Genomic DNA, 14,823 nt, shown 5'->3' with positions numbered 1-14,823 from the left:
GGCTTACAGACCTTGTGGCTGGCGCTTGGCGGCAATCACCCAGAGGCGGGTGCCGTTGGCGGCGATAAACAGCAGGATCAGGTATTCGAGCGACATGGCATAGACACCCTGCGCCGCATAGACACCGATGCTGATGATGTTGATGACGACCCAGAGGATCCAGTTCTCCACGTATTTGCGGGTCATCAGGATCTGGGCGACCACCGAGAGCACCGTCATGCAGGCATCCCAGAAGGGGAAGGCATCGGGGGAGGGCTCGGGGGTGGCAAGGTTGGCACCAAACAGGTTGAGCAGGGAGACCGAGGTGCGTGCCAGGGTGGCGAAGACCGGGTCGATATAGCGGGTCAGCAGGGCGATGGCCAGCACGCTCACCACAGCAGTGACGATGAGCTTGGATTTGCTGAGCCAGCGGATCTGCAGGACGTCCCCCTGATCGTTGGCCGGGCGGGTCCAGGCGTACCAGCCGTAGACGTTGGCGCAGAAGAAGAACAGCTGCAGCATCAACAATCCGTAGAGCTGGATCTGGAAGAAGATGATGGCAAACAGGCTGACGTTGATCAGACCAAACAGGTAGTTGATGGTTTTCTCCTGACTGGCGAACCAGATGCAGGCCAGCCCGAACAGGGTGCCGATGGCTTCAATCCATGACATGGCATAGCCGCCACCCAGCGGTATGGTCACCAGGGTGTTATTGATGCTGAACAGCTCGAATATGCTCATTTTCTGATCCTTGGGCATGAGGGTTAGTATGCGAGGGCGCCATTCTAAGGGGTGAGGGGGAGGAGGGGCAGGACTTTTGTCCGCCCCGGGCTTGGCCCATATCAAAGAAATCACCGGTTGTGCCCGGTTATTCCAACACAGATGGGTTATGGTGCATCGGCAGGCCGGGCTTTATTGATATCTAACAAGATGGTAGCGCCGAGGCTGTGGTCTGATAGAGTCCACTCTCCGGGAGGATAATCGTGTTGTAAAAGGAGGTTTCATTGAATTCCGAGCTTGTCTGGGTGCTCTGTCTGCTGGCTGGCGCCATCTATCTCTTCATGACCAACAAGGTGCGCATGGACGTGGTCGCTCTGTTGATCATTATCCTCTTTGTGCTGAGCGGCACCCTCACCCTGCCGGAGGCGCTGGCGGGCTTTAGCGATCCCAACGTCATTCTGATAGCCGCCCTGTTTGTGGTGGGGGAGGGGCTGGTGCGCACCGGCATCGCCTATCAGGTGGGGGATGCATTGGTTAAGGTGGCGGGCAGCAGCGAGACCAAGCTGCTGGTGTTGCTGATGGTGGCGGTGGCGAGTCTGGGAGCTGTGATGAGCAGCACCGGGGTGGTCGCCATCTTTATCCCGGTGGTGCTGAGCGTGGCGAACCGGATGGGGATCCCCGCCGGCCGCCTGATGATGCCCCTCGGCTTTGCCGGGCTGATCAGCGGCATGATGACGCTGGTGGCCACGCCCCCCAATATGGTGGTCAACAGCGAGCTAATGCGCCACGGCATACATGGTTTCGGGTTCTTCGATTTCACCCCCATGGGCGTGTTGATCCTGGGGCTGGGCATCCTCTACATGCTGCTGGTGCGCGGCTCCCTGGTGGGCGAGGGGGAAGAGGGCAAAGGCAAGCAAAGCGGGCGGCGCACCTTTCGCGACCTTATCCGCGACTATCGACTCACCGGCCGGGCTCGCCGCTTGGCGCTGCGGCCCGATTCACCGCTGATTGGCCATACCCTGGACGAGCTGCAACTGCGCGCCCGCTATGGAGCCCACGTCATCGGGGTGGAGCGCTGGCGCAAGTTTCGTCGGGTGATGGTGCCGGTCTCGGGGATCAGTGAGTTCCAGGCGAAGGATGTGCTGCTGATCGACATGTCCGATCCCAAAATCGACATTCGTGAGTTTTGCAGCGAGGCACGGCTCGAACCCATGATCCTGCGCGGGGAGTATTTCTCCGATCAGGCGCGGGAGGTGGGGATGGCCGAGGTGTCGCTGATCCCCGAGTCGAAGTTACTGGGCAAGAGTGTGCGGGAAGTGACCTTCCGCTCCACCTACGGTTTGAGCGTGGTGGGGCTGCGCCGGGATGGCGAGACGATGGGTGGCAAGCTGGTGGATGAGCCGCTGCAGATGGGGGATACCCTGCTGGTGGTGGGCAACTGGAGCCATATCCGGTTGCTGCAAACCCACAGCCGCGACTTTCTGCTGATGGGGTTGCCCGCCGAAGTGGACGAGATGGCCCCCGCCCGCAGTCAGGCCATTCATGCCCTCTTCTGTCTTGGAGTGATGATCCTGCTGATGGTGACCGATCCGGTGCCCAACGTCATTGCCGCGCTGATCGCCTGTCTGCTGATGGGCAAGTTTCGCTGCATCGACATGGAGAGTGCCTACAAGTCGATCCACTGGCCGACCCTGATCCTGATTGTCGGCATGTTGCCCTTCGCGCTGGCGCTGCAAAAAACCGGCGGGGTGGATCTCATCGTGGGCGGATTGATGAGCGCAGTGGGGGAGATGGGGCCGCGGGTGATGCTGGCCAGTCTGTTTGCCCTCTGCGCCGTGATCGGGCTCTTTATCTCCAACACGGCAACGGCGGTATTGATGGCGCCCATTGCCTTGGGCACGGCGCAGCAGATGGGGGTATCGCCCTATCCATTTGCCATGACCATTGCCATCGCCGCCTCGGCCGCCTTTATGACGCCGGTCTCGTCACCGGTGAATACCCTGGTACTGGGGCCGGGCAACTACAAGTTTGCCGATTTTATCCGTATCGGGGTGCCATTCACCCTGTTGGTGATGGCGGTGAGTGTGGTGGCTATTCCCTGGTTCTTCCCGTTTTGATAACCGGGATGATGAATGTGTATACCAGCGGCCTGCGGGCCGCTTTTTTATGGCCGGGAGACAAGAGTGGCAAGGCGTGCTCGGAATCAGTGGGAAGGGGGACGTTAAGGGGAAGAGGTAGTGATACAGGGATGAGAGACAACCGGAGAGAGGCAAATTTCAGATACAAAAAAACCAGCGTGAGCTGGTCTGTTTGGTACTGCTATTAATGGTGCGGAAGGAGAGACTCGAACTCTCACGCCTAGGGCGCCAGAACCTAAATCTGGTGCGTCTACCAATTTCGCCACTTCCGCAATATTAATGGTGGCTATGACGGGATTCGAACCTGTGACCCCCGCATTATGAGTGCGATGCTCTAACCAACTGAGCTACATAGCCGTTTGTTATCAACCACAAGGTGGAAGAGAACAGAAAAATGGCTGGGGTACTAGGATTCGAACCTAGGGATGGCGAGATCAAAACCCGCTGCCTTACCGCTTGGCGATACCCCAACAGTGATGCCTGACAGAAACTATCAAACACCTTTCAAAAATGGCTGGGGTACTAGGATTCGAACCTAGGGATGGCGAGATCAAAACCCGCTGCCTTACCGCTTGGCGATACCCCAACAGAATTAATGGTGGCTATGACGGGATTCGAACCTGTGACCCCCGCATTATGAGTGCGATGCTCTAACCAACTGAGCTACATAGCCGTCTTGTGTTCAACGTAAGTCAAATACAAGTAAAAATGGCTGGGGTACTAGGATTCGAACCTAGGGATGGCGAGATCAAAACCCGCTGCCTTACCGCTTGGCGATACCCCAACAGCGCTCCTCAACAGTCATAAGACTGGCAAAGAACTTTTAAAAATGGCTGGGGTACTAGGATTCGAACCTAGGGATGGCGAGATCAAAACCCGCTGCCTTACCGCTTGGCGATACCCCAACTAGAGATGGTGGCTATGACGGGATTCGAACCTGTGACCCCCGCATTATGAGTGCGATGCTCTAACCAACTGAGCTACATAGCCAACCTTGCTTCCGATGAGTCGTTGCCTCGTCACCGTGCGGGCCGAATTATGCGTATCTGGCTCTGGGGCGTCAACCCTTTTTTTGCCAGAAAAACGCAATTTGAGTGCGTTTGACCAGTTATTGGCCTCTGTTGCGCAAAAGCCCAACAATCTGGTTTTTTTTAAGACATTGCCATCATTGCCCAGGCAATGGCAGATAAAAAACAGGCCAGCAAACGCTGGCCTGTCATGGGATTAGACGTTGAACAGGAAGTTCATGATATCGCCATCTTTGACGATGTAATCTTTCCCTTCAGCGCGCATCTTGCCCGCTTCTTTGGCGCCTTGCTCACCCTTGTAGTTGATAAAGTCTTCAAAGGCGATGGTTTGGGCGCGAATAAAGCCTTTTTCAAAGTCAGTGTGGATCTTGCCAGCTGCTTGCGGGGCAGTGGCACCGACCGGAATAGTCCAGGCGCGTACCTCTTTGACACCGGCGGTGAAGTAGGTCTGCAGGTTGAGCAGCTGGTAGCCGGAGCGGATAACGCGGTTCAGGCCCGGCTCTTCGATGCCAAGGTCAGCCATGAACTCGGCGCGATCTTCGTCGTCCAGTTCTGCGATATCGGCTTCAATGGCGCAGCAGACTACGACCACGACCGCGTTCTCGGCGGCGGCGATTTCACGCACCTTGTCGAGGTAGGGGTTGTTCTCGAAGCCATCTTCCGCCACGTTGGCGATATACATGGTGGGTTTCAGGGTCAGGAAGTTGAGGTGGCTCACGGCGGCCAGCTCTTCCTTGTCCAGCTTCAGACCACGGATCATCTGACCGTTTTCCAGCGCGACACGGATCTTCTCCAGCACTTCCACTTCCAGCTTGGCATCCTTGTCGCCGCCTTTGGCGCGCTTGGACTGGCGGTGAATGGCGCGCTCGCAGGCGTCCAGATCCGACAGGGCCAGCTCGGTGTTGATCACTTCGATATCGTCAGCAGGGGAGACCTTGCCGGCAACGTGAATGATGTTCTCGTCATCGAAGCAGCGCACCACGTGACCGATCGCTTCGGTTTCTCGGATGTTGGCCAGGAACTGGTTACCCAGACCTTCGCCCTTGGAGGCGCCGGCAACCAGGCCTGCGATGTCGACGAATTCCATGGTGGTCGGCACAACGCGCTGCGGATTGATGATGGCAGCCAGCTGATCGAGGCGGGGATCCGGCATCGGGACCACACCGGTGTTCGGCTCGATGGTGCAGAACGGGAAGTTGGCGGCTTCGATACCGGCCTTGGTCAGCGCGTTGAACAGGGTGGATTTGCCTACATTGGGCAGGCCCACGATACCGCATTTAAAACCCATGGATTATTACCTTACTTGATGGATGCTGTTGGGGGGCGCAGAACCTGTCCACACTCTTACTGCGAGGCTGTGATCAAGGCTCATGTGCTGCTCGGAATCCTCACGTATGACTATACGCTCCGGTTCCTGCGCTGCGCTTCACCTTGCTGACAACCTCTCGTTACAGAGCGTGAGCAGGTTCTTGGGCGACCCCGTCATATTGTTCGACCCTGACGCGTGTCAGGCATCTGTATTCAGACTTTTTCAGCCTTGAAGCTGTGCAGCCGATTCATGGCCTTGGTCATATCTTGTTTGAACAGGATATCGGTGGCGCGCAGGGACTCGTCCAGCGCGGCGTCGATCAGGTTCTGTTCACTACTGGGGGCCTTGGTCAGGACGAAGCCTGCCACCTGCTCTTTGCTGCCGGGATGGCCGATCCCGAGACGCAGCCGGAAGAAGTTATTGTTGTTGCCCATCTTGGCGATGATGTCCTTGAGGCCGTTATGGCCACCATGACCACCACCCTGCTTGAACTTGGCGATGCCCGGCGGCAGATCCAGTTCGTCATGGGCCACCAGAATCGCTTCCGGCTCAATCTGATAAAAACGCGCCAGTGCGGCCACCGCCTTGCCAGAGAGGTTCATATAGGTGTTCGGGATGAGCAGCCGCACATCCTGCCCCTCGACCAGAATGCGGGCAGTATGGCCGAAGAATTTGGGTTCTTCACGCAGGCTGACATTGTGCCAGCGGGCCAGTTGCTCCACATACCAGGCGCCCGCGTTGTGGCGGGTCTTGGCATATTCCGGGCCGGGATTGCCCAGTCCGACGATCAGTTTGATTTCGCTTGTCACGCTTGATGTCTTCACTCGCAGCTGCCGTGGGCACACTACCCAGGGCAATAGGACGCAATATTCTAGCCGCCGAGTGGCGATCACTCAACCAATGCGCATGTTATGGCGGGATTTGCTGCATTATTGCGGCCAATGGGTGGCTAACTGTAGGCAAACGGGCCTCTTGCATGAGGCCCGTTCTCTGTCGATTTGCTGATGACCCGGTTATTTGGCGCGCAGCAGGGTGACAGTTTCCTCATCCAGCGCGGTCAGGGTGGGACGGGCATCGCGCACATACTCTACGAAAGAAGCTGCATCGGTACCGCAATCCACGCCGCTGGCCTTGCAATCGAGGGTCTGGCCCGGGGCATAGACGGCGCCGAGCAACTCGCCGTTTTGTGCAACTTTCAGCACCGGGAAGGCGGTCAGCTTGCCGTTGATGCTGGCGATGTCGACCCGCTCGCTCTTCAAGCGCTGGGCATTAGCCAGTGCCTGCCAGCCATCGTTGCCGTTGGCGCTGTAGGCGTTCATCACTACCCGATAGCGCTGGTTATCCACCAGATCCTGCCACTCGCCGCTTGCCGTCTTGTGCTGCAGTTGGGTCAGGGTGCCAGCCTTGCCTGCGCTGGTCTCCTGGAAGGTGTAGCGCAGGTGGCCACCATAGGGGAACTTGCCGGCATGGGCGCTGGCGGGCAGGGTGGCGGTGATGGTCTCGGTCAGCAGGGCACGCACCTCGGCGCCGGTCAGGGTCAGCACCGAGAGCTGGTTCTTGAACGGCAGCAGGGTGAGGGCGCTATCCCCCTCGCGCCATTCGCCAGCGGGCAGTTCGGCGCGCACGCCGCCCACCGCCAGCAGGGCGAAGTCGACCGGCCCGCCGGTCAGAGCTTGCACTGCTGGCGTATTGGCCCAGTAGAACTCCCCTTCGGCAACCAGCGGTGCCACATCTGAGCCGTGGCTGTCACTGCCGTTGTCGCCGGGGCGACGGGCATTTTGCAACTGCTCGGGAATGGTGCCAATCACCGGGCCGTAGGCTTTCTCCAGCGCCGGTTTGTAGTGGCTGTCGATGATGCCGCGCAGGCGCGGATCTTCATCCACAGTCACCAGATTGGGCTGGTTGTCGACAAACTGGCTCGCCTCTTTGCTGCGGGCATCGTCGAGCGCTTGCTTGCGCGCCGCATCGGCGAAGAAGTCGCGGCTGGCCAGCAGGCTGTTGTGGCCCTGGCAGTCGGTCACCTGACCGTGGCTGTCAAAAGTCACCTGCGCCAGACCGATGGCCTGGGCGTAGGAGCCTGCCTGCACCACGCAGGTTTTGCCGATGCCATCCGGATTGGTCACCAGCTTGGCGTAATCGCCGGTTTTGCCCCAGCCGATATTGCGAAAATCGCCGAGCAGGCTGTGGGAGTGACCGCCGACGATGGCATCGAGGCCGTTTACCTTGGCGGCCAGCGCCAGATCCCGCTCGTTGCCGATATGGGTCAGCGCGACGATCTGGTGGATCCCTTTGGCTTGCAGCATGTCGACCGTCGCCTGAGCCGAGGCGACCTCTTTGCCAAAGCGCAGCTTGCCGACGTTGGGCGCTATGTTGCCCATGTCTTCCAGCACCAGACCGATCACGGCGACCAGCTGTTTGCCCTGCGGCAGATTATTGATGTCGGTGACCGGGCTCTTCTGGTTGCCGTCAAAGGCGTAGACCACGAAGGGCTTGAGGTTGTCTGCCTTGCTGAGGGCCGGATCGGCCTTGGTGTCGAGGTTGGCGGCCAGCACCGGGAAGTTGACCCCTTCGATGAAGTGGGCCAGCTTCTGGTTGTCCAGATCGAACTCGTGGTTGCCCAGCGCCATGGCATCGAGGCCGAACTGGCTCAGCAACTCGGCGTTGGCCATCCCCTCGTTGAGTTTGAAGTAGCCGCTGCCCTGCCAGGCATCACCGCCGTGCAGCAGCAGCAAGGGCTGGTTCTTGGCCAGCGCCTCGGCCTGATAGGCTTTCGCCATGGTCAGCAGGCGCGGATACCCGCCAAAGCGGGTATAGAGGGTGTCCGTCTCCCCCTGCTGGGCAAAGATCTGCCCTTTGATCTCCGCATTGACCGGATCAAACTGGGAGTGGGTGTCGTTCATGTGAGCCAGGGTCAGCACGAAGGGCGGGTTCTCTTTGGCGGGCTGACAGGCGAACAGGGCGGAGGTGAGGGTCGCGAGCAGGAGGGGACGCAAGCAATTCATGGGTAAATCCTTAAGCCTGCCGGGGGCAGGGTCGTACCAGATAGCAGAAAGTTGGAAAGAGAAGGTCCAGAAAGACGAAAACCGCCTGATGGCGGTTTTCGTTATTGCTGAATCTATCAATGCTCAAACATGGCAGAGATGGACTCTTCGTTGCTGATGCGACGAATGGCTTCGGCCAGTACAGTTGACAGGGTCAGCTGTTTGACTTTGCCAATCGCTTTCATCTCCGCGGTGAGCGGGATGGAGTCGGTGATGATCAGTTCATCAATCACCGAGTTTTTGATGTTCTCGACGGCGGTGCCGGAGAAGACCGGGTGAGTGGCGTAAGCGAATACACGCTTGGCGCCGCGCTCTTTCAGGGCCTCTGCGGCTTTGCACAGGGTGCCGCCGGTGTCGATCATGTCATCGACGATAACGCAGTCGCGGCCGGCAACATCACCGATCAGGTGCATGACCTGAGAGACGTTCGGGCGGGGACGACGCTTGTCAATGATGGCGATGTCGGTGTCATCCAGCAGCTTGGCGATAGCGCGAGCACGCACTACACCACCGATGTCCGGGGAGACGACGACAGGAGACTCGAGGTTCTTGGACAGCATGTCTTCCAGCAGCACCGGGCTACCGAACACGTTGTCTACCGGAACGTCGAAGAAACCTTGAATTTGCTCGGCATGCAGGTCAACGGTCAGCACGCGATCAACACCCACGCTGGAGAGGAAGTCGGCGACAACCTTGGCGGTGATAGGTACACGGGCGGAGCGGACGCGGCGGTCCTGACGGGCATAACCAAAGTAGGGGATAACGGCAGTGATACGGCCAGCTGAAGCACGACGCAGTGCATCCACCATGACGATCAATTCCATCAAATTGTCGTTGGTCGGGGCACAGGTGGATTGAATGATGAAGATATCGCCACCACGTACATTCTCATTGATCTGTACGCTGATCTCGCCGTCGCTAAAGCGACCTACGGCAGCATTGCCGAGTTTGATAAACAGGCGATCTGCGATCTTCTGGGCTAGTTCCGGCGTTGCGTTACCAGCAAACAGCTTCATGTCAGGCACGGTTTGAAACCTCGGGGTTGCATCCAGTATGTGGGGGAGTCTGAAATCAGACCCTATCGTTTTGGGGCAAACGATTTATCAAGATAACGTACAAGGCGTCTGCTGCCCAATGATTGTGATGATACCGGTAACCCGAATCCGTGGCCGAGTGCAAAACCGGCCACGTTAATCATCATCAATGCTGTTCGGCAAAATTGGCTGGGGTACTAGGATTCGAACCTAGGAATGGCGAGATCAAAACCCGCTGCCTTACCGCTTGGCGATACCCCAATCATTTGAACTGTTGCAATGTGGAGAAGAGAGGTGATATGTTCTCGCCCTTGGCGACAAACCCATCAAGTCCCTTCGGCACGCAGGCCAACACTTCCCGAGCAGTCACTTCGTCTTCAAATTGAGCAAAGACGCAGGCTCCTGTGCCCGTCATTCTTGACGGCGCGTATTCTAGCAACCAGCCGAGCGCATTGGCAACCTCGGGGTGGCGCTTTTTCACCAGTGATTCGCAATCGTTTTTCCACTCGCCTTCCAGCAGGTTGTCCAGCGCCATTTTCGGCGTGGCTCTCGGCAGGTCCGGATCCTGGAATACGGCCGCGGTCGCCACATGGCAATCGGGCTTGAGTACCAGATACCAAGCATCGGGCAATTCGACCGGTTGCAGTCGCTCGCCAACCCCCTCGGCAAAGGCCGCCCGGCCACGAACAAAGACCGGAACATCGGCCCCCAACTGCACGCCAAGCGCTGCCAGTTCATCTTCACTCAAACCCGCCAGCCATAGTTGGTTAAGCGCCACCAGGGTGGTGGCCGCGTCGGACGAACCGCCGCCAATGCCCCCCCCCATAGGTAGCACTTTCTCCAGCCGGATATGGGCACCTTGCGGGCTCGGCAGGGTTGCCTGCAGCAGGCGAGCCGCGCGGATAATCAGATTCTGCTCATCCGGCACCCCGGGAATGGCCGGGCTCAGGGTGAGTGTGTCGCTATTCGGTATCACCTCGAACTCGAGCCAGTCGCTGTGGTTGAGGAAGATAAACAGGGTCTGCAGCTCGTGATAGCCATCGGGACGACGGCCATTGACGTGTAAAAAAAGGTTGAGTTTGGCCGGTGCCGGCCAGCGTGTGGAAGCCATTAACGTGCAAGAGTCCATTGGTTGATCTGAAGCTTGAGGCGGCTGTTCTGGCCGGTCATGGTCAGCTGGTGTGGCAGGCGGTAGCCATCCTGATCCCGATAATCGCCATAGACGATCTGCCACTGGCCGTCGCGCACGCTGGCCAGACTGCTGTCGGGGTTGAGTTCGAACTCCGCCTGACCCGGCAGCCCCTTGATCCACTCCGGCAATCCCGTAACCGGAATATTCCAGCCGGTCAGTTGATAGATGAGCGCTTCGGCATCCTGGCTCTGGTGGCGATTGCCGTCGCTGTCGAGCAGGGTGATCTCCCCCTTGCTGCGGGAGAGCTCCAGAATGCTGGTGCCAATCAGGCTGGTGAGGTTGAGGCGATAATCCTCCCCATCCTGCTGCCAGTTGAGACGGGCGCTGCCCTTTTGCTGTGGCGTGATGATGGCCATCTTGCCGGATAGCTGCCAGTGGGTCAGCTGCTCGAGGCGGGCCCGCTCCTGGTTCCAGTTCACCTGGTCACGCTGGGGCTGGGTGGTGGCACAACCGGCCAGCAACAGCAGGCAGGTGAGGGTAAAAATACGTAGCAGCAAGAGACGGCTCCAGAGAGAGGAATTTGCCACAGTATACGGGGCGGCCGTATTGCTTTTAAAGACTTACCCTTTCTCGTACAATTGGCAGCCTTTGCACCCAGCGTATGAAATGATCGTCGCCCACTCATGAGTTTGCTTGCCCTCGGAATCAACCACAACACCGCCAGTGTCGCCCTGCGGGAACGGGTCGCCTTTGGCCCGGACTGCATCGATCGCGCCTTGCGTGAGCTGGTGAGCCAACCCGGTGTCAGCGAGGCGGTGATCGTCTCCACCTGCAACCGGACCGAACTCTATTGCAATCTGGAGGAGGAGCGGCAGGAGCAAGTGCTGCGCTGGCTGCAGCAGTTCCACGGGCTGGACGCTGCCGAACTGGTCACTGCCATCTATCAGCATCACGATGAAGAGGCGGTGCGCCACCTGATGCGGGTGGCGTGCGGGCTCGACTCGCTGGTGCTGGGGGAGCCGCAGATCCTGGGGCAGATCAAGCAATCCTACGCCCATGCCCAGCAGGCGGAGTCGGTGAAGGGGGCGCTGGAGCGGCTGTTCCAGAAATCCTTCTCGGTGGCCAAACGGGTGCGTACCGATACCGAGATTGGCGCCAGTGCCGTGTCGGTGGCGTTTGCTGCCGTCAGTCTGGGTCGGCGGATTTTCTCCGATCTCTCCCAGACCAAGGTACTGCTGGTCGGGGCGGGGGAGACCATTGAACTGGTTGCCCGTCATCTGCGCGAGCAGAACGTTACCAAGATGATGGTGGCTAACCGCACCCTGCAGCGTGCCCAGACCCTGGCAGCCGAATTCGGCGCCCAGGTGATGACGCTCGAAGAGATCCCCGACTATCTGCACGAGGCGGATATTGTCATCAGCTCGACCGCGAGCCCCTTGCCCATCATCGGCAAGGGGATGGTGGAGCGCGCACTGAAGGCCCGCCGCTTCAAACCCATGTTTCTGGTGGATATTGCCGTGCCGCGCGACATCGAAGCCGAAGTCGATGAGCTCTCCGATGCCTATCTCTACACGGTGGATGATTTGCAGGGGATCATCGAGCAGAACCTCGAAACCCGTAAACGGGCTGCCGCCCAGGCGGAAGTGATCGTGCAGGAAGAGCGCGACGAGTTTATGGGCTGGTATCGCGGCCAGAGCTCGGTCGACCTCATTCGCGATTACCGCCATCAGTCACAGCAAGTGGCTGATGAAGAGTTGCAACGGGCTCTGCTGGCATTGGCGCAGGGCGAGAGTGCCGAACAGGCGCTCAAGGCGATGGCCCATCGCCTCACCAACAAATTGATCCACGCGCCGACCCAGGCGTTGCGCCAGGCTGCCTCCCAGGGGGATCAGAGCGAGCTCTCCCGCTTGCGGCAGACGCTGGGGTTGTCACAAGAGCCATAATTTTCGGGCAACCTGCCGGTTGTCCCGTCCTCCATTGAGAATGCAAGAGTTATGAATCCGTCACTGATCAGAAAGCTGGAAGGCCTCATCGAGCGCCACGAAGAAGTACAGGCCATGCTCGGCGAGCCGGATGTGGTCTCGGATCAGGATCGCTACCGCGCCCTGACCCGCGAATATGCCCAGCTGGAAGATATCGTTCACGCCTTCCAGCGTTACCGTCAGGCTCAGGATGGTCTGGAGACCACCCAGATGATGCTGGAGGAGGATGATGCCGACCTGCGCGAGATGGCGCAGGAGGAGCTGCCGCTCGCCAAGGCCAATCTGGAGGCGCTGGAGCAGGAGCTGCAACTGATGTTGCTGCCCAAGGATCCCAAGGATGACAATAACTGCTATCTGGAGATCCGCGCCGGTGCCGGTGGCGACGAAGCGGCCATCTTTGCCGGTGACCTGTTCCGCATGTATTCACGGTTTGCCGAGCGTCAGGGCTGGCGCGTCTCCATCGTCAGCTGCAATGACGGTGAATACGGTGGCTACAAGGAGGTGATCGCCAAGATCGACGGCGAGCGCGTCTATGGCCGCCTCAAGTTTGAATCCGGTGGTCACAGGGTGCAGCGGGTGCCGGAGACCGAGTCTCAGGGCCGGGTGCACACCTCCGCCTGTACCGTCGCCGTGCTGCCGGAAGTGCCGGAAGCCGAGCAGATCGAGATCAACCCTTCCGACTTGAAGATCGACACCTTCCGTGCCTCCGGTGCCGGTGGTCAGCACGTCAACAAGACCGACTCGGCCATCCGCATCACCCACCTGCCGACCGGGCTGGTGGTGGAGTGTCAGGACGAGCGCTCCCAGCACAAGAACCGCGCCAAGGCGATGTCGGTGCTCTCCGCCCGCCTGCAAGCGGCCGAGGATGAACGCCACCGCGCCGCCGAGCAGAGCACCCGCCGCAATCTGGTGGGTTCCGGCGATCGTTCCGAGCGCATTCGCACCTACAACTACCCGCAGGGCCGCCTCTCCGAGCACCGCATCAACCTGACCCTCTATCGCCTCTCCGAGATTCTGGAAGGGGATCTGGACTGCGTTATCACTCCGCTGGTGCAAGAGTATCAGGCCGATCAGCTCGCCTCGCTGGCCGAGAACAACTGATGCAAATGTGGAACCGGCAAGCTCGCATTAAGTGTTCTGCCCATAAGGTGGAGTGGCACTGATGCAGATCCAGCAGGCCCGCGCCCATATCATGACCGTGCTGGCTGGGGGAGAATCCCCCCGCGCCGATGCCGATGTACTGCTCTGCCATCTGCTCGGGTGTCGTCGCAGCTATCTGATGACCTGGCCCGAGCGTGAGCTGGATGCTGCCCAGCAGGCCACCCTGCAGGGGTGGCTGGTCCGTCGTCTCAATGGCGAACCCATTGCCCATCTGGTGGGCGAGCGGGAGTTCTGGTCGCTGCCGCTGAAAGTGAGCCCGGCGACCCTGATCCCGCGCCCCGATACCGAGGTGCTGGTCGAGCAGGCGCTGACCAGAATCCCGCAAGGGCCTTGCGCCGTGCTGGATCTCGGCACCGGCACCGGCGCCATCGCGCTGGCGCTCAAGTCCGAGCGGCCCGAGCTCGATGTGTGGGCGGTTGATCGGATGGCCGATGCTGCGGCGCTGGCTCGCGAGAACAGCGCCGCGCTGGGGTTACCCATCGAGGTGCGCGACGGCAGCTGGTTCGAGCCCCTTGGCGAGCCGGATCGCGACGAAACGCCACGATTTGCGGTGATTGTCTCCAATCCCCCCTATATTGATGGCGCCGATCCCCATCTCGAGCAGGGTGATGTGCGCTTTGAACCCCGCTCGGCGCTGGTTGCCGATGACGCCGGGCTGGCCGATATCCGCTACATCGTGGCCCATGCCCCCGCTTATCTGTTGCCTGACGGCTGGTTGCTGCTGGAGCATGGCTGGGAGCAGGGGGAGGCGGTGCGTCAGTTGCTGCGCGATGGCGGTTACCGCGAGGTAGCCACGGTGCGCGATTACGGGGATAACGACAGGATGACGCTGGGCCTCTGCCCGCTGCGCTGACGGCCCCTCACTGTTACACGGCGGGTTGCCTGTGCACCCCCATGCAAGGATTGAATATGTTTTTTGTACTCAAACACCTGCACCTCACCCTGATTGCCGGGGCCGTGCTGATGTTTATGCTCCGCTTCTACTGGGTACAGACCGCCACTGGCCGAGCCTATAGCGCGCCGGTGATGAAGGTCAGCGGCTGGCTCAACGGTCTGGTGGTGCTCTCCGGCGTATTGCTCTGCATGGTGCTGGATCTCAACCCGCTCAATAACGGAACGCCCTGGCTCAGCGAGAAGCTGATGGCCATTCTGGTGCTGGTATTTCTGGCGGCGATGGCGCTGCGGCTGGCCAAAAGCAATCTGGTGCGCTGGTGCTCCTTTCTGGGGGCGCTCGGCTGGATCTACTTTATTGCCAAGTTGGCAGTGCTCAAACAGACGAGTGTGTTCGGCTAAGGCATG

The 14,823-nt window shown here is 59.5% G+C and carries 11 protein-coding genes, 9 tRNA genes and 1 pseudogene; 5 read left to right on the top strand and 16 right to left on the bottom strand.

The window, feature by feature from the left end:
* Window positions 1–3 precede the first annotated feature (3 nt).
* The gene (pnuC, locus tag ACW5W8_RS00335; protein WP_498625878.1) at window positions 4–720 is read right to left on the bottom strand and encodes a nicotinamide riboside transporter PnuC; all 717 of its coding nucleotides are present in this window, start codon (window positions 718–720) and stop codon (window positions 4–6) included.
* 263 nt (window positions 721–983) lie between these two features.
* Here pnuC and ACW5W8_RS00330 point away from each other — a divergent pair, with 263 nt between their 5' ends.
* Window positions 984–2,816, top strand: coding sequence for an SLC13 family permease (locus tag ACW5W8_RS00330; RefSeq protein ID WP_498625877.1), 1,833 nt, complete (start codon window positions 984–986; stop codon window positions 2,814–2,816).
* A 209-nt stretch (window positions 2,817–3,025) separates the two neighbouring features.
* Here the strand turns inward: ACW5W8_RS00330 and ACW5W8_RS00325 are convergent.
* The 15 genes and pseudogenes from ACW5W8_RS00325 to lolB all read right to left on the bottom strand — a co-directional run bounded on the left by ACW5W8_RS00325 (window position 3,026) and on the right by lolB (window position 10,938).
* Window positions 3,026–3,109 (bottom strand) — tRNA-Leu (locus ACW5W8_RS00325).
* Window positions 3,110–3,117: 8 nt separating this feature from the next.
* Window positions 3,118–3,194 (bottom strand) — tRNA-Met (locus ACW5W8_RS00320).
* 38 nt (window positions 3,195–3,232) lie between these two features.
* A tRNA-Gln gene (locus tag ACW5W8_RS00315) sits at window positions 3,233–3,307 on the bottom strand.
* Between the two features lie 41 nt (window positions 3,308–3,348).
* Window positions 3,349–3,423, bottom strand: a tRNA-Gln gene (locus ACW5W8_RS00310).
* Between the two features lie 10 nt (window positions 3,424–3,433).
* Window positions 3,434–3,510, bottom strand: a tRNA-Met gene (locus ACW5W8_RS00305).
* Between the two features lie 36 nt (window positions 3,511–3,546).
* Window positions 3,547–3,621, bottom strand: a tRNA-Gln gene (locus tag ACW5W8_RS00300).
* 46 nt (window positions 3,622–3,667) lie between these two features.
* Window positions 3,668–3,742: transfer RNA gene (locus ACW5W8_RS00295), tRNA-Gln, on the bottom strand.
* A gap of 8 nt (window positions 3,743–3,750) precedes the next feature.
* A tRNA-Met gene (locus ACW5W8_RS00290) sits at window positions 3,751–3,827 on the bottom strand.
* A gap of 234 nt (window positions 3,828–4,061) precedes the next feature.
* Window positions 4,062–5,153 (bottom strand): redox-regulated ATPase YchF, encoded by a 1,092-nt coding sequence (ychF, locus tag ACW5W8_RS00285; RefSeq protein WP_374872370.1) that lies wholly within the window; start codon window positions 5,151–5,153, stop codon window positions 4,062–4,064.
* 233 nt (window positions 5,154–5,386) lie between these two features.
* Complete coding sequence (pth, locus tag ACW5W8_RS00280) at window positions 5,387–5,983, bottom strand: aminoacyl-tRNA hydrolase (protein ID WP_427245829.1); 597 nt, start codon at window positions 5,981–5,983, stop codon at window positions 5,387–5,389.
* A gap of 204 nt (window positions 5,984–6,187) precedes the next feature.
* Entirely contained in the window at window positions 6,188–8,176 is a 1,989-nt protein-coding gene (locus ACW5W8_RS00275) for a bifunctional metallophosphatase/5'-nucleotidase (RefSeq protein WP_498625876.1), read from the bottom strand.
* Between the two features lie 116 nt (window positions 8,177–8,292).
* Window positions 8,293–9,240: a ribose-phosphate pyrophosphokinase gene (locus ACW5W8_RS00270; protein ID WP_042652671.1), complete on the bottom strand. Its 948-nt coding sequence runs from the start codon at window positions 9,238–9,240 to the stop codon at window positions 8,293–8,295.
* 195 nt (window positions 9,241–9,435) lie between these two features.
* Window positions 9,436–9,510, bottom strand: a tRNA-Gln gene (locus ACW5W8_RS00265).
* Window positions 9,490–10,360 (bottom strand): annotated as a pseudogene (gene ispE / locus ACW5W8_RS00260) (4-(cytidine 5'-diphospho)-2-C-methyl-D-erythritol kinase). Before ispE ends, ACW5W8_RS00265 begins: the two are co-directional and overlap by 21 nt.
* A complete protein-coding gene (lolB, locus tag ACW5W8_RS00255) occupies window positions 10,360–10,938 on the bottom strand; it encodes a lipoprotein insertase outer membrane protein LolB (protein ID WP_498625875.1) in 579 nt (192 codons plus the stop codon). The pseudogene ispE and the gene lolB overlap by 1 nt, the downstream one beginning before the upstream one ends.
* A gap of 126 nt (window positions 10,939–11,064) precedes the next feature.
* On the opposite strand from lolB, the gene hemA reads away from it, so the two are divergent.
* The 4 genes from hemA (at window position 11,065) to ACW5W8_RS00235 (ending at window position 14,817) form a co-directional block, all read left to right on the top strand.
* The gene (hemA, locus tag ACW5W8_RS00250; protein WP_498625874.1) at window positions 11,065–12,324 is read left to right on the top strand and encodes a glutamyl-tRNA reductase; all 1,260 of its coding nucleotides are present in this window, start codon (window positions 11,065–11,067) and stop codon (window positions 12,322–12,324) included.
* A gap of 51 nt (window positions 12,325–12,375) precedes the next feature.
* Window positions 12,376–13,464 (top strand): peptide chain release factor 1, encoded by a 1,089-nt coding sequence (gene prfA, locus ACW5W8_RS00245; RefSeq protein WP_498625872.1) that lies wholly within the window; start codon window positions 12,376–12,378, stop codon window positions 13,462–13,464.
* A gap of 61 nt (window positions 13,465–13,525) precedes the next feature.
* Window positions 13,526–14,377 (top strand): peptide chain release factor N(5)-glutamine methyltransferase, encoded by an 852-nt coding sequence (gene prmC / locus ACW5W8_RS00240; protein WP_498625871.1) that lies wholly within the window; start codon window positions 13,526–13,528, stop codon window positions 14,375–14,377.
* A gap of 56 nt (window positions 14,378–14,433) precedes the next feature.
* Window positions 14,434–14,817: a SirB2 family protein gene (locus tag ACW5W8_RS00235; RefSeq protein WP_111805407.1), complete on the top strand. Its 384-nt coding sequence runs from the start codon at window positions 14,434–14,436 to the stop codon at window positions 14,815–14,817.
* Window positions 14,818–14,823: the final 6 nt, after the last annotated feature.

This window comes from Aeromonas aquatilis, from assembly GCF_054052405.1.
Note: the sequence above shows the minus strand (reverse complement) of the source record. Positions and strands in the feature narration are given on the sequence as shown.

Bases quoted from the DNA above. Each gene is read 5' to 3' on its own strand.
- prmC (WP_498625871.1), top strand. From the start codon at position 13,526: ATGCAGATCCAGCAGGCCCGCGCCCATATCATGACCGTGCTGGCTGGG.
- hemA (WP_498625874.1), top strand. From the start codon at position 11,065: ATGAGTTTGCTTGCCCTCGGAATCAACCACAACACCGCCAGTGTCGCC.
- pnuC (WP_498625878.1), bottom strand. From the start codon at position 720: ATGAGCATATTCGAGCTGTTCAGCATCAATAACACCCTGGTGACCATA.
- ACW5W8_RS00275 (WP_498625876.1), bottom strand. From the start codon at position 8,176: ATGAATTGCTTGCGTCCCCTCCTGCTCGCGACCCTCACCTCCGCCCTG.
- ACW5W8_RS00235 (WP_111805407.1), top strand. From the start codon at position 14,434: ATGTTTTTTGTACTCAAACACCTGCACCTCACCCTGATTGCCGGGGCC.
- ychF (WP_374872370.1), bottom strand. From the start codon at position 5,153: ATGGGTTTTAAATGCGGTATCGTGGGCCTGCCCAATGTAGGCAAATCC.
- prfA (WP_498625872.1), top strand. From the start codon at position 12,376: ATGAATCCGTCACTGATCAGAAAGCTGGAAGGCCTCATCGAGCGCCAC.